Annotated in this window: 18 protein-coding genes; 13 read left to right on the forward strand and 5 right to left on the reverse strand. The window is 33.7% G+C overall.

Features of this window, described 5'->3' with window-relative positions; genetic code table 11:
* Positions 1-27 precede the first annotated feature (27 nt).
* From ICJ84_RS08010 to ICJ84_RS08025, 4 genes are all read left to right on the forward strand, one after another.
* The gene (locus ICJ84_RS08010; RefSeq protein WP_188215850.1) at positions 28-525 is read left to right on the forward strand and encodes a TrmH family RNA methyltransferase; all 498 of its coding nucleotides are present in this window, start codon (positions 28-30) and stop codon (positions 523-525) included.
* Between the two features lie 93 nt (positions 526-618).
* Complete coding sequence (locus tag ICJ84_RS08015; RefSeq protein WP_188215851.1) at positions 619-2,964, forward strand: glycoside hydrolase family 95 protein; 2,346 nt, start codon at positions 619-621, stop codon at positions 2,962-2,964.
* A gap of 70 nt (positions 2,965-3,034) precedes the next feature.
* Positions 3,035-4,123 carry an AI-2E family transporter gene (locus ICJ84_RS08020; protein ID WP_188215852.1) on the forward strand — a complete coding sequence of 363 codons (1,089 nt, stop codon included), beginning with the start codon at positions 3,035-3,037 and terminating at the stop codon, positions 4,121-4,123.
* A 6-nt stretch (positions 4,124-4,129) separates the two neighbouring features.
* Positions 4,130-5,308 (forward strand): THUMP-like domain-containing protein, encoded by a 1,179-nt coding sequence (locus tag ICJ84_RS08025; protein ID WP_188215853.1) that lies wholly within the window; start codon positions 4,130-4,132, stop codon positions 5,306-5,308.
* 3 nt (positions 5,309-5,311) lie between these two features.
* On the opposite strand, the gene ICJ84_RS08030 is transcribed toward ICJ84_RS08025, so the two are convergent.
* Positions 5,312-5,890: an RNA polymerase sigma factor gene (locus ICJ84_RS08030; protein ID WP_188215854.1), complete on the reverse strand. Its 579-nt coding sequence runs from the start codon at positions 5,888-5,890 to the stop codon at positions 5,312-5,314.
* A gap of 170 nt (positions 5,891-6,060) precedes the next feature.
* On the opposite strand from ICJ84_RS08030, the gene ICJ84_RS08035 reads away from it, so the two are divergent.
* The 4 genes from ICJ84_RS08035 (at position 6,061) to ICJ84_RS08050 (ending at position 14,310) form a co-directional block, all read left to right on the forward strand.
* On the forward strand, positions 6,061-7,209 hold the full coding sequence (locus tag ICJ84_RS08035) for a FecR family protein (protein ID WP_188215855.1): 1,149 nt from the start codon (positions 6,061-6,063) through the stop codon (positions 7,207-7,209).
* Between the two features lie 157 nt (positions 7,210-7,366).
* A complete protein-coding gene (locus ICJ84_RS08040) occupies positions 7,367-10,762 on the forward strand; it encodes a SusC/RagA family TonB-linked outer membrane protein (protein ID WP_206688688.1) in 3,396 nt (1,131 codons plus the stop codon).
* A 10-nt stretch (positions 10,763-10,772) separates the two neighbouring features.
* Positions 10,773-12,626: a RagB/SusD family nutrient uptake outer membrane protein gene (locus ICJ84_RS08045; protein WP_188215856.1), complete on the forward strand. Its 1,854-nt coding sequence runs from the start codon at positions 10,773-10,775 to the stop codon at positions 12,624-12,626.
* Between the two features lie 88 nt (positions 12,627-12,714).
* Positions 12,715-14,310 (forward strand): arylsulfatase, encoded by a 1,596-nt coding sequence (locus tag ICJ84_RS08050; RefSeq protein ID WP_188215857.1) that lies wholly within the window; start codon positions 12,715-12,717, stop codon positions 14,308-14,310.
* Positions 14,311-14,378: 68 nt separating this feature from the next.
* Here the strand turns inward: ICJ84_RS08050 and ICJ84_RS08055 are convergent, their stop codons facing one another.
* The 4 genes from ICJ84_RS08055 to ICJ84_RS08070 form a co-directional block, all read right to left on the reverse strand.
* Positions 14,379-14,852, reverse strand: coding sequence for an RNA methyltransferase (locus ICJ84_RS08055; protein WP_241748723.1), 474 nt, complete (start codon positions 14,850-14,852; stop codon positions 14,379-14,381).
* Between the two features lie 8 nt (positions 14,853-14,860).
* Positions 14,861-15,484 (reverse strand): gluconate 2-dehydrogenase subunit 3 family protein, encoded by a 624-nt coding sequence (locus ICJ84_RS08060; protein WP_188215858.1) that lies wholly within the window; start codon positions 15,482-15,484, stop codon positions 14,861-14,863.
* A complete protein-coding gene (locus tag ICJ84_RS08065) occupies positions 15,477-17,159 on the reverse strand; it encodes a GMC oxidoreductase (RefSeq protein WP_188215859.1) in 1,683 nt (560 codons plus the stop codon). Before ICJ84_RS08065 ends, ICJ84_RS08060 begins: the two co-directional genes overlap by 8 nt.
* A gap of 148 nt (positions 17,160-17,307) precedes the next feature.
* Complete coding sequence (locus ICJ84_RS08070) at positions 17,308-18,801, reverse strand: retropepsin-like aspartic protease (RefSeq protein ID WP_188215860.1); 1,494 nt, start codon at positions 18,799-18,801, stop codon at positions 17,308-17,310.
* A 446-nt stretch (positions 18,802-19,247) separates the two neighbouring features.
* Here ICJ84_RS08070 and ICJ84_RS08075 point away from each other — a divergent pair, with 446 nt between their 5' ends.
* From ICJ84_RS08075 to ICJ84_RS08095, 5 genes are all read left to right on the forward strand, one after another.
* Positions 19,248-19,928: a TetR/AcrR family transcriptional regulator gene (locus tag ICJ84_RS08075; RefSeq protein ID WP_188215861.1), complete on the forward strand. Its 681-nt coding sequence runs from the start codon at positions 19,248-19,250 to the stop codon at positions 19,926-19,928.
* Positions 19,918-21,582, forward strand: coding sequence for a peptidase domain-containing ABC transporter (locus ICJ84_RS08080; RefSeq protein WP_188215862.1), 1,665 nt, complete (start codon positions 19,918-19,920; stop codon positions 21,580-21,582). Before ICJ84_RS08075 ends, ICJ84_RS08080 begins: the two co-directional genes overlap by 11 nt.
* 6 nt (positions 21,583-21,588) lie before the next feature.
* On the forward strand, positions 21,589-22,950 hold the full coding sequence (locus ICJ84_RS08085; RefSeq protein ID WP_188215863.1) for an HlyD family secretion protein: 1,362 nt from the start codon (positions 21,589-21,591) through the stop codon (positions 22,948-22,950).
* A gap of 23 nt (positions 22,951-22,973) precedes the next feature.
* Entirely contained in the window at positions 22,974-24,404 is a 1,431-nt protein-coding gene (locus ICJ84_RS08090; RefSeq protein ID WP_188215864.1) for a TolC family protein, read from the forward strand.
* A gap of 491 nt (positions 24,405-24,895) precedes the next feature.
* Positions 24,896-26,152, forward strand: a complete 1,257-nt coding sequence (locus ICJ84_RS08095; protein ID WP_188215865.1) for a tyrosine-type recombinase/integrase — start codon at positions 24,896-24,898, stop codon at positions 26,150-26,152.
* Positions 26,153-26,344 lie beyond the last annotated feature (192 nt).

Genomic DNA, 26,344 nt, shown 5'->3' on the forward strand with positions numbered 1-26,344 from the left:
TAAACCAATAACATTTAACCATAGCTAATGCAACTCACTCATTATACGTCCAATTTCAGCAAGCGCAAATTCCCTATTACAGTAGTTGGTGACCATGTGACCAATGCGCCTAATATTGGTAGTTTATTCAGAATGTGTGATGCTTTTGGTGTAGAAAAACTTATACTTTGTGGCGATGGTATAACGCTGGGAAGAAAAACAGCAAAAACATCCAGAGCAACTGAAAAAGTTGTGCCATACGAGATTTGTGAGTCCGCTATTTCTGTTATTAAAAGCTTAAAAAAAGACCATTACATAATTGCTCTTGAAATTACGAATTCGAGCCAACCAATTCACAACTTTCAATTTCCAAAAGACCAACCTATTGCTTTAGTGGTTGGTGATGAAAACTTTGGGGTTTCAGATGCCATTTTAGAAATTGCCGATGCAGTCATTCATATTGATATGTTCGGACACAACAGTAGTATGAACGTGGTTCAAGCTACTAATATCGCTATATACGAGATAACCAAGCAGCTTTTATAAAAAAGTACACTTCTAAGAAGAAAATACACCCCTCTTTTTTTTATTTATTTTAGCTTCTTTGTAAACAAACAACAATAATATATCAGACTAAAAATGAATTACCTTTTTAAATTTAAACTAAAACTCCATTTTATAACTCTTTTATTAGGTTCATTATGCTTCGGCCAAGAACACATACTTTGGTATAACAAACCTGCTAATAATTGGAATGAAGCACTTCCGTTAGGCAATGGTAAAATTGGCGTTATGGTATTCGGAAATCCTTCTAACGAACACATCCAGCTAAATGACGACTCCATGTGGCCGGGTAATGATCCGGATTGGGTGGAACCCGAAGGTAATAAAGAAGACCTTGAGCACATCAGACAATTATTATTTCAGGGGAATAACGAAGCTGCTGATAGTTTGTTTGTAGATAAATTTTCAAATAAAACTATTGTTAGATCACATCAAACACTAGGTGATTTATTTATCGATTTTAAACATGATAACATCTCTGATTATCGTCGTGAATTAAATATTGAAAATGCGACTTCTCAGGTTTCTTTTAAATCTAATGGTTATTTATTTACTGAAAACATACTAGTCTCTCATCCGCATAAAGCGATTGTTATTGAATTAACAACTGAAAATCCTGATGGTATCAATGCTAAACTAAAACTAAGCAGACCTTTGGATGCAGGCTTTGAAACGGCAAAGTCTTTTGCCACCGAAAAAGGACTACTTCTAATGCAAGGTGAAGTTACACAACGCGAAGGCAAATTCAATTCTAAACCTTCTCCTATAACTCACGGGGTTAAATTTGAAACGGCGTTAAAAATAAATAATGAAGGCGGATCTGTTTTAAATGCTAAAGATTACTTAGAGTTAAAAAATGTAAAAAGAGCAACCATTTACATCGTAAATAATACCTCGTATTACTTCGAAGATTATAAAAAGCAAAACCAGAAAGATTTAAAAACCATTGGCAATAAAACATTTGAGCAACTTAAAGTGCCTCATATTAAAGATTATCAAGGTTTGTACTCCAGAGTTAACCTTCAAATTAATCATGACGACTTAAGCCACATTCCTACTAACCAAAGAATAGATGCCATTAAAAATGGAAATGTTGATACCGGACTGGAAACGCTGTTATTTAATTACGGTAGATATTTATTAATTTCCTCTTCCCGAGAAGGCACCAATCCGGCTAATCTACAAGGCTTATGGAATCAACATATTAAAGCGCCTTGGAACGCCGATTATCATGCCAATATTAACCTGCAAATGAATTACTGGCTGGCCGACATGACTGGGTTAGGTGAACTCAATAACCCACTGTTCGATTATGTAGATATGTTGGTTGAAAACGGAAAAACCACCGCCAGCAAAAACTTTGGTTGTAGTGGTTCTTTTATCCCACATGCCACCGATTTATGGGGACCAACCTGGCTTCGTGCACCAACAGCCTTTTGGGGTTGCTCCATGGGTGCCGGTGGTTGGTTAATGCAACACTATTGGCAACATTACGAGTTTACAAAAGACAAAACCTTCTTAGAAAAACGCGTATACCCTGCGCTTACTGAAATCACCAAATTTTACAGTGACTGGATTATTGAAGACCCTCGTGACGGCACCTTAATTTCGGCGCCTTCTACTTCTCCTGAAAACCGCTTTATTAACGAGAAAGGCAACAAAGTCGCAACCTGTTTAGGAAGTGCTATGGATCAGCAAGTAATACAGGAAGTCTTTGAAAATTATTTAAGAACTTGTGATATTTTAAACATTAATAATGACTTTGTTGAAAAAATAAAACAACAAAAAAGTAGACTTCGTCCAGGATTTGTTCTTGGCGAAGAGGGAAGAATTCTAGAATGGGACAGACCTTATGACGAACCTGAACCGGGTCACAGGCATATGTCTCATTTATATGGTTTCCATCCAGGAAATAGTGTAACAAAAGAAGGTCATCCAGAATTATTTAATGCCGTTAAAAAGACCTTAGATTACCGTTTAGCAAACGGCGGTGCTGGAACAGGTTGGAGTCGCGCGTGGTTAATTAATTGTAGTGCAAGACTTCAGGAGGCTGAAATGGCTCACGAACATATTCAACTGCTATTTCAGAAGTCAATTGGAACAAACTTATTTGACTTACATCCCCCTTTCCAGATTGATGGTAATTTTGGTTATACAGCTGGCGTAACTGAAATGCTTTTACAATCGCATGAAGAAAATGTTATTCGTATTTTACCTGCTTTACCAAAAGCATGGAAAAGTGGTTCTGTTAAGGGATTAAAAGGTCGTGGTGGTTTAACCATCGATATCACTTGGAGCAACAATCAGTTAGACAAAGTGACTATTACGTCTCAATTCGACCATCAATTCAAATTAATTTATCAGGATACTGAAGCAAACATTCAACTTAAAAAAGGAGAAACTTATATCTTTGAAATTTAGTAATCGTAAGAAACAACTTTATATGAGTTACTTAAGCACATTTTGTAATCCTATTTATTATATTTACTAAATGAATTCAAAAATCATCGCTAACGGTATTTTAAGAGCAATTGCCATTCTTTTAGGAGTGGCTTTATTGCTCTTTTTTTTGTACAAAATTCAATCGGTAATTAGCTATTTGGTTATTGCCTCTGTTATTTCGCTTATTGGGAGACCAGTTGTGATGTTTTTAACCAACCGATTGAAATTCTCAAGTACCTTAGCTGTGGTTGTAACCATCATTTTCTTACTTGGCTCTGTTATTGGTTTAGTTACAATGTTTGTGCCTTTAATTATTGAGCAAGGTCACAAATTATCGCTATTAAACATCAATCAATTACAAACAAACATTGATGATTTATATACCGAAATTATTAACTATTTTGACTTAAGGAAAATTGATGTGCGGCAATCACTCGAAGATACCAAACTATTATCAAAATTAGACCTATCAATAATTCCTTCGTTTTTAAACTCGGTGGTAAGTGGTTTAGGAAGTTTTAGTGTCGGTTTATTTTCAGTGCTTTTTATCTCATTCTTCTTTTTAAAAGACAGTCACTTATTCGAAAATGGCATTCTTACCTTTATCCCAGATAATAAAGAGTTGCAGTGGAAAAACTCTTCAACAAAAATTAAAGATTTATTATCAAGGTACTTTGTTGGGCTCATTCTGCAAATATCCATTCTTTTTGTAATCTATACCACAGGCTTGCTTATTATCGGAATAGAAAACCCAATTGTTATCGCCTTTTTATGTGCTTTAATAAACCTCATTCCTTATGTTGGACCGATTATTAGTGTAGTTTTAATGCTCACGCTAACCATGACGAGCCATTTAGGAGAGAGTTTTAGTGATATTATTCTACCAAAAACCTTCTGGGTATTTATCGTGTTCTCAATTGGGCAGTTAGTCGATAACTTTTTCAGTCAGCCGTTTATATTCTCAAAAAGTGTTAAATCTCATCCTCTGGAAATTTTCTTAGTTATTTTAATTACTGGTATTTTATTTGGCGTTATTGGTTTAATTTTGGCCGTTCCGACATATACTGCAATTAAAGTGGTATTAAAAGAATTTCTATCGGAAAACAGCATAGTAAAAAAACTGACTAAAGATTTATAACCCCTTTTGAATACTAATATTTTAAATACTGGAGTACAAGAGTTTATTAATCAAAATTTAAATTCTGATATCACTTCATTAATTCTGAAAGGCTCCCCTTTTCATTCAATAAACACGAAAGATCTTATTGAACAAATTGAAGCTAAAATACGTTGTGAAAAGAAATTACCCACGTGGTTTAATACTGAGAACATATATTATTCCAACAAATTAAACATTGAACAAACCTCTTCGGAAGTCACTGCCGAATACAAATCAGGGTTAATATCGGGCGAATCTATCGTAGACTTAACCGGAGGTTTTGGAGTAGATTCCTATTATTTCTCAAAACGCTTTAAAACAGTAGACCATTGCGAAATAAACCAATCACTATCTGAAATTGTCCGGCATAACTACCAACAACTCGGTGTTAAAACCATAAGAACTCACGCTATAGATGGCATGAATTTTTTAAAAAACACAACCAAAACCTACGACTGGATTTACATCGATCCGTCGCGTCGCAACGACAGTAAAGGCAAAGTGTTTTTTTTAAATGATTGTCTGCCAAATGTCCCTGAACATTTAAAACTTCTATTTAAACGATCAAAAAACATCTTAATTAAAACATCGCCTCTACTCGATTTCTCTATTGGCATTGACGAGTTAAAACATGTAAAAACGATTCACGTTGTTGCTTTAAACGGCGAGGTAAAAGAACTTCTTTGGATTTTAGAACAGGATTTTTCGGGAACTATTACTATAGAAACCATCAATCTTAAAAAAGAGGGGAAAGAAATTTTCAATTTTTCACTTGAAAAAGAGAAAACTTTAGATTCCAATTACAGCCAACCGCTCACCTACCTATACGAACCTAACAGTGCCATTTTAAAAGCAGGAGGCTTCCATTCTATTAGCAATAAAATAAACGTTTATAAACTTCATAAACACTCTCATTTATATACAAGTGAGGCCATTGTTAATTTCCCTGGAAGACTGTTTAAAATAGATGCTTTTGTAAACTACAATAAAAAAGAGCTTAAAAAACTAGGTATCACTAAAGCAAACATCACCACACGAAACTTCCCGGAAACCGTGGAACAACTTCGTAAAAAATTCAAAATTAAAGACGGAGGAAACTGCTACCTGTTCTTTACAACAGACTGCAATGAAAACAAAATTATTTTAGTAGCGAGTAAACTTTAAATATTAATTTTTAGTCACTTTAAAAAATGAACGCATAAAAACTAAAATCAACTTATCATTATCAAACTCATTTCGTATTTTTTTAAAAGCAATACGCATCTGACTTTCGACTGTTTTCTTGGAAATATTCATTCTCTTAGCTATCTCATCGTACTTAAGCCCTCCAAATTTATTCAATTTTAAAATTTCCTGACAATTAGGTGGTAACGTTTCTATTAATTGTTTTAATCGATTAATCCTTTGATTCAATACCTCAGAATCTTCTGTTGCATAATCACTAATAACTTCCTTTTTAAATTCTTCCAATAAACCTTGTCGACGCTTTACTTTCTTATCATAATTTAAAAATGAACTGTAAGACACTAAATATAAGTACCCTTTTACCGATTTCTTTATTTTTAAATCTTCTCTATTAATCCAAAGATTTACAAACATTTGCTGAACGACATCTTCAGCCAGATATATATCCTGAGAAAAAGAATGAATATAATGTACTAACGACTGATAATACTTTTTAAATAACAAATCAAATGCCTGACTATTACCTTTTCGAATTTTGTCTATTAAACGTTCGTCCTCCATCAAATAATTTATACTGAAAAAATAGTGCTTACAAAGTTATCTAAAAAAAGAAATTATTAAATTTTTATAATTCTTTTTAAGGGTTTTTAAAATTTGGTGTTGTTATAGAATAAATTGATTTGACACAATTGACATTTCAAACCGTAAAATAATAGTTTTAGACACCCATAATGAAACAATATATATTAAAATATTTGAATGACAACTTAACCGATGAGGAATATAATGAGTTAAGTCTTTGGTTGAAAAATCCAGAGAATAAAAAGAAGTTTAAAAAATTCATCCAAGCAAACTACAATCTAAGCTTAGCGTTTAATAAAATTGATGACAGCGAAGCACTAAAAAAAGTTAAAAGCACAATTGAAAAACATAACAAAAAAGGAACTCGAAAACTTTATTATAAATACGCCATTGCTGCTATTTTAGTTGGTGTTTTGTTAACCACAACGTTATTTTTTAATGTTACCACTAACACCAATACGCCTATTGAACAACCTGCTCATAAAATTACAAATACAGTTACTCCAGGAGAAGCAAAGGCCATCCTTACTCTAGAAAACGGTTCTGACATTATATTAAATGAAAAATCAAAATACGAAAGTCAAAACTCAAAAAACAATAGTGATGGAATTGTTTATAATAACAATCCAGAAAATAACAGTCTAGAATTTAACTATCTAACAATTCCCCGAGGAGGACAGTATGCATTACAATTATCTGACGGAACTAAAGTCTGGTTAAATTCTGAAACCAAGTTAAAATACCCTATAACCTTTATTGAGGGTCAACCTCGAGATGTAGAATTAATATATGGAGAAGCCTATTTTGAAGTATCTCCAAGTTCCAAACACCAAGGTAGTCTATTTAGTGTGAAAACAAAACTTCAAGAAATCCAAGTTTTAGGTACAGCGTTTAATATAAAAGCTTACCAAGATGAAAACCAAATTCAAACAACTTTAGTCCATGGTAAAGTTGCTTTAAATACTGAAAAGGAACACAAACAATTATCTCCAAATCAGCAATCGGTATTAAACAAAGAAACTGGCGACCTAATTGTAAAAAAAGTGGATGTTTACTCTGAAATTTCATGGAAAGATGGTTTGTTCAGCTTCAAGAGTAAATCGTTAAAGGAAATTATGACTGTATTATCTCGCTGGTATAACATCGAATTCAATTTCGAAGATATAGATTCCGAAAAATTAATGTTTAATGGAGTCTTGAAGAAAAACCAAAGTCTTGAAGAAATATTGGAAGTCATTAACAAAACCAACTTAATAAATGCCTATGAAATAAATGATAATATAATAATCATAAAATAAAAAAGAAGGGAATAAAGAACATACCGCCACAGTACACCTCTTCTATTCCCTTTGCATTATTCAATTAATTAAATGTTTAACTAATCAAAAACACAAATTTATGAAATTAAAACTTACCAACTCTTTTTCCTTTTTTAGGAAAAAGTTATTACTAATTATGATGAAGACATTAATACTCATGTTTTGCACAACGGTTTTTAGTTTTACTTCAACTAACACTTTTTCACAAAACACCAAAATAGTAATTGATCAAGATGTAATTCTTTCTATAGACGAAGTTTTCGATCTCATACGCAAACAAACAGACTTTTCGTTTCTATACGAAAGAGACTTGTTTAAAGACACTGCTAAAATTCATCTAAAAAAAGGAAAAATTGAGGCAAATAAGCTACTTGAAGAAATTATTAGCAATAAAAATTTCAATTTAAATCTAGTTGCTAAAAACACCATTGCAATTAGTAAGACTGCTCTTAAAAAAGACGTTCAGAAACATGAAATTAAAGGAACGGTAATCGACAAAAGTGGGATGCCTTTAATGGGCGCTAATATTATTGAAAAAGGGACGACTAATGGAGTTCAAACCGATTTTGATGGTAATTTCTCTATTAATGTCGCAAACAAAACAACAACTTTAATTATTTCTTATATTGGATTTAAATCGCAAGAACTTATTGTTGATTCCACTAATGCTCTAAACATAATTTTAGAAGAAGAAGCATCAGCTTTAGATGAAGTTATTGTTGTAGGTTTTGGCACACAAAAGAAAAAAGATCTTACTGGGGCAGTGAGTCAGATTAAAATGGATGATGTTTTAGGGTCCAGACCCGTTACCAGTTTAGGCTCTGCTCTACAAGGTACCATGACCGGATTTACATCATCTTCATCAAATGTGCCTGGAGGTGGTAACACTTTTAATATTAGAGGTACCACTTCCATTAACGGAGGTAGTCCATTAATTTTAGTCGACAATACTGTTATGGAAAATTTAAGTTTACTAAACTTAAATGATGTTGAAAGCATTACTGTACTTAAAGATGCTTCTGCTGCTGCTATTTATGGAGCTCGAGCCTCTTTCGGAGTGGTTTTAATTACCACTAAAAAAGGGAAAGCGGATCAAAAACCTTCAATACGCTATAATAATAACTTTTCAGTATCAAAACCTATCAATATCTTAAAAGCGGCATCACCAATTCAAACAGTTAGTGCTTTAAAAGATATGGGATATGATGGCTATTGGTCTGGACAAAACATAGATTTGTGGTTAGACTTACTAAATGAATATAATGCGACCCCTTCACAATACCCCAAAGGATGGACTGAAGTTGATGGCACAAAATATTTCTTAAAAGAAACCAATGTTGTAGAAGATATGTTTGAAAGCTTTGGAGGTTTCAAAAGTATGCACGATCTTTCAATTGTTGGTGGATCAGAAAATAGTAGTTACAGAATGTCGTTTGGGCAACTAAATGAAGATGGAGTATTAATAACAAATAAAGATTCTTATAAAAGAACAAATGTATCATCATATATTAGTTCAGATATTACTCCTTGGCTAACCTCATCAATCGATATCAAATACGCTATTGATGATCGCGGTTATCCAAACACAGGTACTTTTGGACTATTTGGCACCAACTATCCATCTTATCATCCAGAAGGCACCCTGCCCTACCAAGGAGAAGATTACCCAGTTCAAACGCCTGAAAATGCGATTAAACTAGGTAACAAACAAACGTGGAAAAACAGCAACATTCGCTTATTTTCTCACACAGAAATTACCCCAATAACAGATTTAAAATTAACGTTTGATTATTCATACCAGCAGAACAATTTAAAAAACAGAAGATACAACAATTATTTCCTACTGCAACAAGGGCTTCAAGACGCTTTAAACCCTTCAGATCAGAATACTGCCTTTTACTTAAGAAATGAATTAAGAACTTATAAAACCTTTAACCTTTTTGCTAATTACAACAAATCCTTTAATGAGGTTCATAACTTTGAAGCTGTTGTCGGATTCAACCAAGAAGAACGTGATTTTGAAGAGCATTGGTCCCGTTCATTTCTACAAATTAGTAATGAACTGCCCTCTTTAGGAGGAACAACAGGAGCTACACCTCCTGAAACAAATGATGCTTATGACCGTTATACACTTCGAGGTGTTTTTGGAAGATTAAGCTACAATTACAAGGAAAAATATTTAGTGAGTTTCAATGGGCGTAACGATGCAAGTTCGAAATTCCCTGATGGCTATCGCTCTGGTTTTTTCCCTTCAGTTTCTTCTGGATGGGTTATTTCTAATGAACCCTTCTTTAGCCCTATAAAAAACACCCTTACATTTTTCAAAATCAGAGGTTCTTTTGGTTCTTTAGGAAACCAAAACATAGGTAATTATGGCTTTTTGGCAACTATGAATCCCATAGAAGCCAACTGGATACACAATACCCAACAACCAACAAGCCTATCAACACCTAGCCTAGTACGAGCTAACTATACATGGGAAAATGTAGAGACTTTAAATGGAGGTATAGACTTTGGAGCCTTTAAAAATCGATTTACTGGTTCGTTTGAAATTTTTAAACGTCAAACTCTAGGCATGCTAGCTCCTGGACTTGACTTACCTGCCGTGGCTGGCTCTCCTGCACCGCTACAAAATGCTGCTGACTTAAAAACAACCGGTTGGGAATTGGCCTTAAACTGGAAAGATAGAACCTCTAATGATTTATCTTATGGATTAGGATTCGTATTGAGCGACTCTAAATCTATTATAACCAAATATAAAAACGACAATAATGCTCTTGATATAGGAGCTAGTGGTGGGTTACAAAACTATTACATTGGAATGGAAATTGGTGAAATATGGGGTTACGAAACTGATGGATTCTATACTGCTGAAGATTTTAATACGGATGGCACCCTTAAAGATGGTGTTGTAAGTATTAACGGTGTTATATCTCATGAAGGAGACATTAAATATAAAAACTTAAGAGATTCTGAAACGTCTACCAACGTTATTGATGCTGGAGAAAACACATTGGATAACTCTGGAGACAGAAAAATTATAGGTAATAGTACACCGCGTTATAATTTTGGATTTAATGGTTATTTAAACTATAAAAACTTTAATTTCTCATTTATGTTACAAGGAGTAGCCAAAAGAGACCTTTGGGTTGGAGGAGACGTTATGTTCCCTCACTCAGGATACTTTTCAACACTATTAAGTCATCAATTAGATTATTGGACTCCCGACAATACGGATGCTTATTACGGTCGTATTTATGCAAATGCACAAGAAGCTCACGGTGTTAATCAAAGAGTTCAAACCAAATTTCTTCAAGACGCCTCTTACCTTCGTGTTAAAAACATAACATTAAGCTACAAGCTCCCTAAAAACATTATTGAAAAATTAGGTTTAAGTGAATTAAACATTTTTTATAGTGGTGAAAACTTATTCACAATTTCAAACTTGGTTCAGGGTGTTGATCCAGAATCAACATCTTGGTCTTATCCAAACTATACGACTTCATCTGTTGGATTAAATGTTAAATTTTAAACAAGAAAAAATGAAAATTCAGAATAAATATATAGCAACTAAAAAATTGACCAGGTTAATTAACACTATATTTTGTCTTCTTGTTATTACTGTAACAGTAAGTTGTGATAATGATTTTCTCAACGAACTTCCACAAGACAAATATACAGAACAAACAGCTTTTAGATCATATGACAACTTTAAAACTTATGCATGGTCTTTGTATAGTATTTTTTCATCTGACAACCATTTACAACGAATAAACAATGCTGGCGACACCTATGTTGGAGATGTAGAAGCCAATTATCTGTACCGTCCAAATGGCAGAAATCGATGGGCATGGCAAACTGTAACGGTTGAAAATGCACCTGGAGGATGGGACTACTCATATATAAGAACAGTAAATGTTATGCTTGATAATATTGATAATTCTTCAATGACTGAAGGAGAAAAAGAGCACTGGCGATCAGTCGGATTATTTTTCAGATCCTATCATTACATGGAGCTATTAAGCAGATTCGGAGATGTACCTTGGGTAGAAAATGTAATAACAGAAGACCAAACCGATATTATTTGGGGACCTCGTGACAGCAGAGATTTAGTCGCCTCAAATATTTTAAGAGATCTTAAATACGCCGAAGAGCACATTAAAATTGATGGAGATGGTAACAACACTATAAACCAAGATTGTGTACGTGCCTTATTATCAAGATTTGGTCTACGTGAAGGTACATGGCGCAAATACCACGGACTTCAAGATGAAAACACTTATTTACAAGCAGCAGAAAGAGTTTCTAAACTACTCATAGACAACTACCCTACTTTAGGTGATAATTTTCAACATCGTTGGTCTACTGAAGATTTAAGTACTTACCCAGGAACTATATTATACAAAGAGTATGCTACAAATGTTATTATGCAACCTTTTTCTAGACATGAACGAGGAGGAGGTCAAGTGGTAGAAATGCATGCCCGTACATTAGAACGTTATTTATGCGCTGATGGAAAACCTATAGCTACAAGTAATGTGTATGACGGTGATGCCACAATCTATGACGAATTTAGAAATCGAGATCTTAGACTATTATATCGTGTGTTCCCTCCTTATAAAGTGAATAGAATTAATGGTAATAATGTAGATTGGGAATACACAGATAATCCTCAAGATCGCGAATACATAGATTTAATGAATAATCTTGATACTACTGGAGATCGTCCTTTTCCTCTTCTAACTTGGCAGCCTTTTACAATTGATAGAATGCCACATATTAAAGGATCTGCTAATTCATTAGCACCGATGTCTAATTTTTGTGGTTACTACATGAACATGTTCTATAATGTGTCAACTAATGTAACAGGGGGCGCTAGATTTTCAACCACAGATTCTCCTATTTTTCACATCGAAGAAGTTTTATTAAACTATGCAGAAATAATGTTCGAATTAGGGAAGTTCAACCAAAGTGTAGCAGACGTGACTATTAACAAATTACGCCCTCGTGCTGGAATAGCAAATATGACTGTATCTGATATCTCTGACTCTTTTGATCCAAACCGAGATCAAACAGTACCTGCTATTCTTTGGGAAATTCGCAGAGAGCGTATGGTAGAACTTATGGGTGAAGGATTTGGTTTCGATGATATTAGACGTTGGAAAAAAGCTGATTTCTACATAAATCAACAACCATTAGGTGTTCGTATTCCCCGTGAAGGCAACCCGACATCACTTAAATGGATTGAAACAGGCGAAGATGCTGGGCGCTGTTACCGTATTGATGATGTCTTACATTTAGGCTTAGGATGGAAAGAACACTACTATCTATATCCAATCCCTTTAAAACAAAGAACCCTTAATCCCAATCTGAATCAAAATCCACTTTGGGAATAAATATGTAATATTGTAAAAGCAACAGTTTTTATTAACTGTTGCTTTTTTTTACAAATTCATTTTAATCAATTAGATATTCATTAATTATATGATAAATAACGTCCTTAAATCTGCAGTGATTTTTATAATCACTTTAGTTTTTAGTATTCCATTTTCCTCTGCTCAAAGCAAGTCATCAAAAAAAAAGAATAAGCCCAATGTCATTTATATCATGGCTGACGATTTGGGACCAGGTATGCTATCTTACTACGGGCAAAAATACTTTACTACCCCTAATATAGATAAAATTGCAGAACAGGGTATCGTATTTAATAATTCTTATTCTAGCACATTTTGTGCCCCTTCAAGGGCTACCTTCATTACTGGTTACAACGATTGTCGTGAAAATAAATATGTTTTAACCAGCGGAAAAGGTTATAAGGAAGCTGCTATAGACGCATCAAAAGATAAAATTGTTCAAAACAGAATAGATGCTGTCATAGGAATAGAACCTGACATTACTTATTTACCACAAGTCTTTAAAGCCGCAGGGTATGTTACAGGAGAAATAGGTAAATTAGATTACGGATTTTTAACAACCGCTAAGCAAATGAATAATCATGGCTGGGATTATCATTATGGTTATTACGATCATACACAGTGTCATGGTTTCTACCCCATGTTTTTACATGAGAATGGTAATCGCATTTCTATACCTGGAAATACTCATCCTGATGCTGCTAAAACCGGTGAGTCAGGATCTGATGAACAACAAGAACAGGCCCGTTGGGATATGAATGGTAAAACGGTTTACTCTCAAGATTTATTCCTTAATAAGATGTTAGAGTTCATTAGAACTAACAAAGAGAACCCTTTCTTCTTATACCACCCTACTCAGTTACCTCATGGTCCTGTTGCCATACCTGCTATTCATCCTGAAATTGCCTTTAACGATGATTTAACTCAAATTGAAAAAGCTTATGCCTCTATGGTAAAACGCTTAGACGATGATTTAGGGATTATTATAAATGAACTTGATGCATTAGGTATTGCTGATAACACCATGATTATTTTTTCTTCAGATAATGGCCATGAATTGTACTATAATTATAAAGATCGTACAGCCAAACCTTATAGAAATATGCAAACTGGGCAGCCTTTTAACAACATAACAGATAAATTTTATAGTGAAATTGGGGGTGATATTTTTGATGGCAACAATGGTCAGGCAGGCCTTAAACGCAGTAACTGGAATGGTGGTGTAAAAGTACCTTTATTTATTTACTGGCCTAACAAAATAAAGCCTGGGCAAACATCTGATAAACTCGTAGCTAATTATGATTTTATGACTACTATGGCTGATATGCTTGGGGTTAACATACAAGAAAATAAAGATGGTACTTCATATTACAATACATTATTGAATAAAAAACAAAAATCAGAGGAACAACATACTTCAATTGCTTTCGGCTCCTTCATGGGTCCTGCTCTAATAACCCATGACGGTTGGAAACTGAGATATTTTGCGCCTAAAAACATCTTTCAATTATATTATATACCCGATGATTATAAAGAAGAAAATGATGTTTCAAATGAATACCCGGAAAAAGTTAAAGCTTTAACTTCTGAATTAATTGAAAAATGTGACGGTAATCTTGATAATGGTTGGATTAGTTATGGACGACACTTTAAATTTGTAAATTAATCATAATATTGAGATTGAAAGAACAAAAAAAGGTGCAAATAGCACCTTTTTTTTGTTTAAATATAATTTTAAGATCTCGGTTTGCCAATCCCTCTATCATACATTACAATACTTCCGGCGACAGAAACATTTAGACTCAATTCCGATTTAAATTTTACTAAAAAATGCGATTTTTCAATGGCTTGTTTAGACAATCCATGATCTTCAGCCCCTAATAAATATACGCAACGTCTGGGATGATGAAAAGATTCTAACGGTACAGCTTCATCAGTAAGTTCAACACCAACTAATCGTGCGCCTTTGGGCAGATTATTAAAAAAATCATCAAACGTTTCATAATGAAAATAAGGCATGGCTTTAACCGCGTTATGCGTGTCACATGCCTGTTTCGCATAACGATTGCCTATCGTAAAAATAAAACTGGCGCCTAAATTTTGCGCCGATCTCCATAACACCCCTAAGTTTTCAGGTGTTTTCCCATTCTGAATCCCTATTCCGAAATATTCATTTGTAAAATTGTCCATAGGGACAAAAATAGACATTTAAAATTTTAAATAGAAGACGAATTACCAACGGCAGTTACAGGTACGCAAGGCTCATAGGCTCCCGGAAATGGGTCGTAATTTAAAATTTCTTTACCCACAATTTCTGAAGTATAATAGCCATATAATGTATAATGCCTTATGAAAGTTAAATATTTATATATATAATACAGTTCCTCATTCTCAACGTCATTTTCAGATTGTTCCATGATTTTAAAAATTTGTTGCTGTTTATCTTCGGAAACATCAAAATAAGCGGTGAGTATTTCTAAAAATTCAGATTGATTACCTTGAGAAACTTCCTTTTTAAAAATGCTTTTAAATTTACCAATGAAATAATCCTGCCCTTTAATAAACTGCATTTGTTCTGTTCTATTCAATACATGCTCTAAAACACGATTGATAAAAATAGGCACATTCACATCCATAGCACCAACGGTATCTGAAGCAGGTAAAATAAGACCCACCAAATGACTCAAAACAGCACGCTCTTCGTCATTAAAAAATGACAAAAGACTTTGCTCTGATTTGACTTCTTCTCTACAAGATACCAGCACAGTAAACAACGTAGATGAAGCCACAACACCACCTAGCAAAACAGGCATGGTTTTAAGTAATTCACGTCTATGCATCCTGAATTCCTTTTATTTGTTTTACAGCATGATGTACCGCTCGATCCGTTAAAGCCATATAGGTTAGCGACGGATTTTGATAGGCCGACGAGGTCATGCAAGCGCCATCAGTAACATAAACATTTGGCACCGTATGAATTTGATTGTGTTTATTCAATATCGATGTTTTAGGGTCGTGCCCCATTCTAGCGGTTCCCATTTCGTGAATCGCATGCCCAGGATGACATTCGATATCGTAACCTTCTACGTTTTTAAAACCTGCTTTTTCAAACATAGCTACGGCCTGCGCCTGCATGTCTTTACGCATTTCCTTCTCGTTTTCTTTAAATTCACAATCAAACTGAACGGTTGGCTGTCCCCATTGGTCTAACTTTTCATAATTCAACGTCATTTTATTGTCGTGATATGGCAAACATTCCCCAAAGCCAGACATTCCAATTTTCCATGGTCCTGGTTTAAACAACTCCTCTTTAAGTTTTGTGCCGAAGCTTAATTCAGGAATGGCACGTTGCCAGTTTTCTCGACTGGCGCTGCCTTGAAAACCGTAACCTCTTAAAAAGGTGTTCTCTTTATGTTCTGAATTCAAATTTCTGAATCGTGGAATATGGAAACTCGCCGGACGACGGCCTTTATAGAATTTATCATCAAAACCATCAACGGTAGCCGTTGCGCCCACTCTAAAATGATGATCCATTAAATTATGGCCTAATTCACCGCTATCATTTCCCAAGCCATTAGGAAAACGAGCCGATTTTGAATTGAGTAAAATGGCTGTTGATGCCACCGTTGAGGCACAGCAAAAAATAACTTTAGCTTCGAAAACCAACGTTTCCTTAGTATTGGCATCAATCACTTCAACTCCGATTGCCTTCCCTTCTTTTTCGTTATAAATAATTTTAGAAACAATTGAAAACGGACGCAAAGTCATATTTCCAGTTTTATCGGCGGCTGGTAATGTCGAGGCATTACTACTAAAATAAGCACCGTACGGACAGCCCCGCATACAACGATTTCTGTACTGGCATGTTCCACGACCTTCAAAATATTTATCACCTGTTAAGTTAGCAAAACGCCCTATGGTTAGATGTCTGTCGGGATACTGCTGCTGTATTTTATTTCTAAATTCAGACTCAACACAATTTAAATCCATAGGCGGTAAAAACTCGCCATCGGGCAAGTGTTCCAATCCTAAAGGTTCACCAAAAACGCCTATAAAGCGTTCTACTTTATCGTACCAGGGTGCAATATCTTTGTAACGAATAGGCCAGTCTACGGCAATGTTTTCCTTTTTATTAGCTTCAAAATCTAAATCGCTTAAACGTAAACACTGGCGTCCCCAGGTTAACGAACGTCCGCCTACATGATAGCCGCGAATCCAGTCGAAACGCTTATCCTCTTGATAAGGATTCTGCAAATCATCAACAAACCAGTGTTTTATTGATGGATGCGTTACAAACCCTGTTCGAGCCTGTTTGTGTTGTTTCTTTAATTCTTCAGATGTATTAAGTCCTCGATGTTCAAAATCCCAAGGATCTTTATTCCAGGTAGGGTAATCTTCAACGTGCTTTACATCTCTTCCGCGTTCCAACACCAAAGTTTTCATACCTTGCTCGCATAATTCTTTAGCTGCCCATCCTCCGGAAATCCCCGTTCCTATAACTATCGCATCGTACATTATCTTGCTTTATCAATCACTGCAAAATACAGTATTTTTTTAAGATTTTATGGGTGACTATTTTATAAAAAAAGGTAGATATTTTCGGAAAACAAAAACGGCTTGATAAAACACCAAGCCGCTATATATCTTGTGCTAAGACTATTAACTACAACACCACTTCAAGAGACTGTCCTCTTCTTGAGACTTGAAATTTCAACGTTTCTTTTTGTTGTAACTTAGAAATCAAGGTATCGTTTAATTCCTTTGCTGATGTTCCTTCAATACTAATGATTCTATCCCATAATTTCAACGGATCGCTTTCACTGGCATCAGTTCCCTGTTCTGTAGATAAATTACGCTTTACAACTAAAACATTATTAACGAAACCTATTAAATAATTATCGATAACAAAATCTAAAGGCAACATGGTTTTGGTATTCATTCTTGTGTAAAACTTATAAGTATTCAAATCGATTACCCAATTAAATCGACGTAAAAACTGAATACCAATAGACCCTAAAACATTATGCCCTTTATGTCTGCCTTCTTCATAAGACTCTAGTGCAAAAGTGGCATCTTTAAAAGTTAAACCTGCAAAACTGATACTATCTACAAGACCAATTTGAACAGGTGTTTGGTGACCAACACTTGTATTAAATGAATTATACAAAGGTGTCATACTTTTAATTATTAAATCTTCATCTTGGAGTTTTGTTCCAGAGCCAAACATAATAGCTTGATAACCTGCTCCTGCATCTAAGATAAACTCTGATTCAAAAGTATTCCCTTCTGAATTAATTGAAATGGGAATTGTTGGAACCCCTTCTGAATATCTGAATGTTGTGGCATTGTAATCATCGAAAAAATCATTTTCTCCAAACGAATACAAAACAATCTCGTGACGTTCGAAATTTACTTCGGTAATATAATTTCTAAAGAAATTAGAACCTCCAATAATACCATCTATTCCCTGTTTTATTTTTGGAAACATGACCATATTCTGGTTCTTTAGCGTAAAATCACCTAAGCTTAGAGTATTTCCTGCTGAAAAGTTTACCGTCATTTCTCCTCCTGGGACAAACACTTTACGCTCTTCTGTTATTTTAACATTCATAGCTTCCTGTAAGTCAGCTTTTAAAGCTAGTCCATCTGCTCCGGTATCAAACAACATATTCAACACCTTATCAGAATCATTTAATTTAGCCTTTAAAATGATAGAACCCCGATCGTATACAAAAGGAAATGTTGCAATTTTTTTAGATTCCTCGTAACGATTCAAATTAAAGCCTTTTGTATCTAAATAATCTGAATACAACAATTTTCCGTCTGCAGAAAATACAACATTAGAAACCTCTTCTTTATCACCATACACATAATGAACTGTACATCTCCGCTGTCCATTATCTTCTACAATTGCATCCCAATAGATTGTATTTGGCTTTCCTACATTATCAATAAAATTTCTAAAAAAATTAGTTGCCATTGGAGCCTGATAAACCCCTAATCTGAAATCATTAGAAATAAAATCCTCTATTAGGGTTTTATCACCTTTTAACAAACAGGCTTTATAAGTATTTAATGTATTAAACTCTTGGTTAAAATCTTGAGAAAACCCTTTGAGTGCGATTAAAAGTGTTAGTGCAAGAGTGTAAATTTTCATATCTAATGTATTTAAGTTTAGTGAAAAAAGGGCTACAACCAAGGTAGCCCTTTTTAACTTCTTCACTTATTTTGAGTGACTAATTCAAATATATATCGTTATGAAATATAAAGTTAGTGAGAAGCAAAAAATCTACTGCATCTGTTTTCCTCTCTCATAAAAAACTTTAAGCAGTATGATTTTAATTAATAACGTTTGGAAAAATAAATACCCTTATATCTTTTTTTATTTTATGATAATTTTAAGAAAGAGTATTCCTTCTCTCTCAATCCATACAAATTCATCAACTATACCTTATTCTCTATCAATTTATTCTTAATTTTAAAACCTATTATTTTTTCCGGATTTAATTATCAATAATTAAAAAATATTCACAAATTTTTAATATATAAAAACACAATTTTAAAAGTATTACTATTAAATTTGTGAGATACACATTTAGTAATATGATTAATTTGATTCAATCCTTTAAAATAGAAGTACCCAAAGGTATTTTTATTAAAGACCCTGAGACCTCAGAGTTAGGCAAGCGCATCATTAAACATAGTATCTTATTAATAGACGAACTGGGATTTGAACTTTTTACTTTTAAAAAGTTAGGCCTAGCAATAAACTCCAATGAAAGTTCGATTTACAGATATTTTGAAAGTAAGCATCATTTACTTATGTATCTAACATCTTGGTACTGGGTTTGGATAGAATACCAGTTAGTATTAGAGACCTTTGCTTTAAAAGACACCGAGGATAAACTAAAAAAAGGGATAGAAGTACTTACGCGTACTACTGAAGAAGACAGTAATTTTGAACATATTAATGAAGTCGTTTTAAACAAAATTATTATCAGTGAAAACGCCAAGGCTTACCTGACCTGTGATGTCGACACCGAAAACGAAGAAGGCTTTTTCAAGCCTTTTAAACGTGTTGTCATGCGTTTTTCTGAACTTATTTTAGAGTACAACAAAACCTATAAGCATCCCTTAAGCTTAGCTAGTTCTACTATTGAAGGTGCTTTACAACAGCATTTTTTTAAACAACACATTAAGAGTATTACAAACTGTAACTCAAAAACATCAGTAACCCAATTTTACACCAACTTAATCTTTAACACATTAAAGCATGAAGAATAACGACGTTTTATCACCTTGGAAACGTTTTCTAGGCCTTGTTCAACTCGAAAAGAAAGATATATTTAGAGTTGCCTATTTCGCCATTTTCGAAGGTATTTTAGCCCTGACTTTACCCTTAGGAATTCAAGCTATTATTACCCTTCTACAAGGCGGACAAATTTCTACTTCCTGGATTGTCCTAGTGGTTTTAGTAACCTCTGGTGTAGCCTTTACCGGAATTTTAAAACTCATACAAATACGAATTATTGAAAGTATACAACAGCGTATTTTCACCAGAGCATCATTCGATTTAGCATTTAGATTTCCTAAAATTAAAATGGAAGAAATGCGTAACTATTACTTACCGGAATTAGCCAATCGATTTTTTGATACCTTAAGCATTCAGAAAGGGCTTTCTAAAATTCTTATTGATGTTCCATCTGCATTTTTGCAGGTTGTATTCGCATTAATACTATTATCATTTTATCATCCATTTTTTATCGTTTTCGGACTTCTTTTGTTAGGACTCATCTTTGTAGTTTTCAAATTTACCGCGAAAAAAGGTTTAGACACAAGTCTTAAAGAATCGAAATACAAATATAAAATGGCGCATTGGCTTGAAGAAGTGGCCCGTACAGTAATCAGTTTTAAATTATCTGGAAAAACCAGTTTGGCCATTGATAAAACAGACGATTTAGTTTACGATTATGTTAACGGACGTGAAAGTCACTTTAAAATTTTAATGCTTCAGTTTAAACAAATGATTGGCTTTAAAGTTATTGTAACTGCTAGCTTATTATTGGTTGGAGGTTACTTGGTTCTTGAACAGCAAATGAATATCGGACAGTTTGTTGCTGCAGAAATCATTATTATCCTAATTATAGCGTCGGTTGAAAAGCTTATTTTAAGTTTAGAATCTATTTATGATGTATTAACGGCTATTGAAAAATTAGGTCAGGTTGTAGACAAACCCGTAGAAAATCAGTTTGGTGAAGAAATCAGCAGCGCAAAACCTTTTGCTATTGAATTGAAAAATGCGGGCTATCGTGTAGCCAATCGTAACAAACCTATTCTAGAACAAATTTCATTTAAAATAGAACCTTCCGATCGTGTTTTGATTCAGGGAGAAAGTGGCTCCGGAAAATCTAGTTTATTACAGCTTATTGCGGGAGTTGTAGCACCTACCGATGGTTATATTTACATTGACAATCTTTCTATTGAAAGTTTACATATTAACAAATATCGTTCGCATTTAGGAATGGTTCTTTCTGAAGAATCGCCATTTGAAGGCACCATCCGTGAAAACGTCACTTTTGGCAATTCAAGCATAAGTGATGAAGACATTTTTAAAGTTTTTGAAAAAGTAGGTTTAAACAATTTTTTAAAACAACAGCCAAAAGGATTAAACACCTTATTAAAGCCCGAAGGAAAGCAAATTCCTTACTTTATTTCTGGCAAGCTATTATTAGCGAGAGCTATTTTAAAACAGCCTAAAGTACTTATTTTAGAAGATCCGTTAAAGCAATTCAACATTGAAGAATCTGAAAAAATCTTTGAATACATATGCGACAAATCAAATCCTTGGAGCGTTATCGTTGTTAGTAACCTAAATTACTGGAAACACAAGTGCAACAAGCACATTACTTTAGAAGACGGTCACATGATTAATTCGTAAAAAAACATGCTAAATATATCTCATAATAAAGTCTCAGAATTCCTTGATTTAAATCAGTATAAATCAGGTAAAGCCACACAACATACCAATCAGCACAATTTATTTAGACGTGTGCTCCTTATTAGTTTGATTTTGGTAATTATTATCTTGTTTTTACCATGGACTCAAAATGTTACAAGCAAAGGCTTGGTTACTACGCTAAAACCAAATCAACGTCCCCAAACCTTACAATCGCCTATCCCTGGGCGTATTGATCAATGGTTTGTTCAAGAAGGCGATTTTGTTAAGCAAGGCGATACGATACTTAAAATTTCAGAAGTAAAAAGTGAATATTTTGACGACCAGTTAACCGAACGTACCGGTGATCAAATTAAGGCTAAATCAGCTTCGGTTGATGCATATCGTTCCAAAGTACAGGCTTTAAAAAATCAATATGCTGCCTTACAACAAGAGCAACAACTAAAATTAGAACAGGCCAGAAACAAATACCTTCAATCTAAATTAAAGGTTGAATCAGACAGTATTGATCTGGAAGCTGCAAAAATTAAAGCCAATATTGCCGAAACTCAGTTACAACGAACCATTTCATTACAGGAACAAGGTTTAAAAGCAGTCAAAGATGTTGAGGAATATCGCAACAAACTTCAGGAGGCCAACGCCAAATATGTTTCTCAGGAAAACAAATGGTTGGCTTCTAAAAATGAAGTCATCAATGCAAATCTAAACATCTCAACCATTAGCGCTACTTACGGCGATAAATTATCTAAAGCCCAAAGTGATTTGTATTCCGCAGAATCTAGTGCACTGGACACTGAAGCTCAGGTATCGAAACTTGAAAACAGTCTGGCAAACTACGAAAAACGTAACAGTTTACTATACATTACCGCACCCCAGGACGGTTACATCAACAAAGCAATCATATCTGGAATTGGAGAAACCTTCAAAGAAGGTGAACCTTTAGTAGGCATCATGCCTGCAAACTATGAGTTGGCGGTTGAAATGTGGGTTCGCCCTATTGATTTACCTCTAATCCATAAAGGCGAACATGTACAAGTGCAATTTGAAGGCTGGCCAGCCATCGTCTTTAGCGGATGGCCTAATGTGTCTTACGGAACTTATGGTGCAGAAATTGTAGCTATAGAAAATTTCGCTGGTAAAAATGGGATGTACCGTGTACTAATTACCAGAGATCCTAATTACGGTCCATGGCCAGAAGCTTTACGTGTTGGTTCTGGTGCACAAACCATTACTCTTTTAGAAGATGTACCAATTTGGTTTGAAATATGGCGACAAATCAACAGCTTCCCTCCTAATTTCTATGTTCCTGATGATGAAGATAGTTCCAAAAAGAGTGAAAATAAAAAATAACCCCAATCATTTAATTTTAAATAATGATTTTAAAAGATAATTATATAATAAAACTTAAAATACTACCTCTTCTTTCATTATTGTTTTGTGTGAACACAAACATTCAGGCACAAACAATTGATGATAAGGTATTTACATTAGAAGAGTATTTGGGTTATGTAAAACAGTTCCATCCTATTGTAAAACAGGCACAATTACTATCCTCTGAAGGAGAAATAAAACTGCTTAAAGCTCGTGGTGCTTTCGACCCCAAAATAGAAGTTGATTACAATAAAAAAGAATTTACCGGTACTGAATATTACGATAAATTAAATGCTGCATTTAAAATACCAACCTGGTACGGTATTGAACTGAAAGCTAATTATGAAAACAACGAAGGCTACTACTTAAATCCTGAATCTAAAGTCCCAGATGACGGTTTATATAGCGCAGGCGTTTCTATGTCTTTAGCGAAAGGTTTTTTAGCCAACGAACGCATGGCTACGTTAAAACAAGCTAAACTATATAGAGATATTAGCTTAAACAAACAAAGTCTTGCCGTTAACGAAGTACTTTATAATGCTGTTGAAACCTATTTTAACTGGCTAAAATATTACCAGGAGTATAAAGTCTACGCCGATTATCAAACCAATGCAGATGAACGCTTAAAAAATGTAATTACCAGTTTTGAAGCCGGAGATAAACCTGCGGTAGACACTTTAGAAGCTAGTATCAATTATAAAAACCGAGCACTTGATGTCGAAAAATCACGTATAAAATACATTAAATCACAATTGGAATTGTCTAACTTTTTATGGTTAGAAAACAATACACCTGTAGAACTCGATTACAGTTTAATACCAGATGTTAATTCACCCTTTTTAGCAGACAAAGTTTTAAACAGCAGTCTTCTGGAAGTATCAGATGATGTTTTAGAAAATCATCCTAAAATACAATCCTTAGCATTAAAAAGGCAACAATTAGTTTTTGAAAAACGATTAAACACTAATAATCTGTTGCCAAAAATTGATTTACAATACAATTTTTTAACCAGCGATTACGAAAATCTGAATTCGTTAAATACTCAAAACTACAAAGCCGGATTAAATATTAGCATGCCATTATTTTTGCGAAAAGAACGGGCTGATTTGAAACTGACCAAACTAAAATTACAGGATGTTGATTTTAATTTATCATCAACTAAAGTGAGCTTACTTAATAAAATTAATGCTGTGCAACAGGAAATAGAATCTTATGAAAAGCAGAGTACTATTATTCAGAATTTAGTTAACGATTACAAGCAATTGGTGGTTGCCGAAGAAAAAAAGTTTGAACTTGGTGAAGGTTCCTTATTTCTAATTAATTACCGGGAAGCTAAGCTTATCGAAACCGAATTAAAAAATATTGAAGTTACCAATAAAGTATTATTAACCAAAGCCATGTTTGCCCAGATTCTAAACACTTTGGAATACTAAATTCATAAAGCATAAACAAAAAACAGCCTTTCAAAATATTTTGAAAGGCTGTTATAGTTTAAAATTATACCGGTTTAAACTATCTTTCCAATTAGAAAAACAAAGATATTTCAATAACAGCCTATTGAAAATTATAAGCCAACACAAATTGAACCATTCTGAATAGCTCCAATAATTTTATTTGTATTCATTTATTTGATTATACTGTAAAGTACCTCTATTAATACCATTATGAAGTATTTCCAAACAAAAAAGACTCACAAATTTGTGAGTCTTTTATTTATCAGTGATCGCGACAGGATTCGAACCTGTGACCGTCTGCTTAGAAGTATAATATTTTACCTACAAATAAAAACAAATGAATATTATAAAATATTGATTATAAATTATTTACATTCATTTGATTCAAAATTGCATCAAACTCTAACAAATAAAACTGCGCATAAAGTGTGCATTTTTTTGTTTACCTTTAAATACCAAATCTATTATTTATGGCACGTACAAGGCTCGTTTTAGACACTAGAAAGTCATCTTTAAGTAAATCTACGAATTTATTTCCAATTGCTCTTAGGGTATTTCATGTTAAACCCAGAATGATTCGACTTCCCTTTCATACATCAGTCGCCGGGTGGGATGATAAATTGTTTAAACTCAAAAAATCTGCTTTAGCTAATAAAAATCAAGACTGTGATTTTATCAATAAAGAGCTTTATGAGAGGCTTCATAAATCAAGAAAAATAATAATGGAACTTGGTGAAAGTATTCATACTACCAGTGTGGATAATTTAGTAGAACATATAAAACTATCTTGGGACCAAAAAGAAGGCTCGGTAATTAAAAGAAAATTAATCAACAGTATTACTTTAAAGGAATGGTCAAAAACTATTATTGATAGAAAATTAAAAGCAAACAAACCTGGTTCTGCTAAATGGTATAAAGATGGCGTTCAAAGTCTACTAAATTTCACAGGCACCGAGGACATTAAATTATATGATATCACTGTTACTCTTTTAAATGAGTTTCAAACGCATCATGAGAGTAAAGGTAATTCTATAAACTGTATTAGTTCTTACCTTAGAGCTATTCGAGCCATTTATAATAGCGCCATAAAGGAAGACAGATATGTTCCGGTAAAAAATACTTTTGAACATTATAAAATCCCGAAAACACATAGAACTAAAAAAAGAGCTATTTCAAAAGATGTCTTTTTAAAAATCCGAGAATTAAATTATAAAAAACATTCTGAGTTATGGCACACTAAAAATTATGCCTTGGTTATGTTTAATTGCAGAGGTATGAATTTTATCGATTTAGCTAAACTCAGAATAAGTGCAATAAACAGAGACCGATTATCCTATGGCCGAAGTAAAACTGGAACGCCCCTATCTGTAAAAATAACTACCGAACTATCGGATATTCTTGATCATTATACAATTAACAAAAATAGTAATGATTTCATATTTCCAGTAGGTTATGATGGCACGCCTGAAAATCACACCTTTTATCTTTCCCAAAGACGAAGAGTGAACAAGCTTTTAAAGGTTATTGCAAAAGATGCAGGTATAGAAGAAACCTTCACCACCTACTCCATCAGACACTCCTGGGCTACCATTGCAAAATTTATGGGTATTTCTTCAGAGGTTATCAGTGAAAGTTTAGGACATCATTCACTAAACACTACAGAAATTTATCTTAAAAATTTTAATGATGATGTACTTGATGATGCCAATGATTTGATTGTGAGCTGAATTTAATAATAAGTAGATTTTAAGGACAACCATCATTTTAATTGATGATTTCCTCTACATTAGACTAGATATAAAGATGGTACTATATTTTAATAAAATTTTAAAACAAATAAACTACATTTCGATTAACAGAAAAATTAATCCTAATAAAACCAAACTTATGGCATTCTATATTTATATTTTTTTCTACTT

Origin of the sequence: Aestuariibaculum suncheonense (genome assembly GCF_014596935.1) — a bacterium.
Taxonomy (GTDB): domain Bacteria; phylum Bacteroidota; class Bacteroidia; order Flavobacteriales; family Flavobacteriaceae; genus Aestuariibaculum; species Aestuariibaculum suncheonense.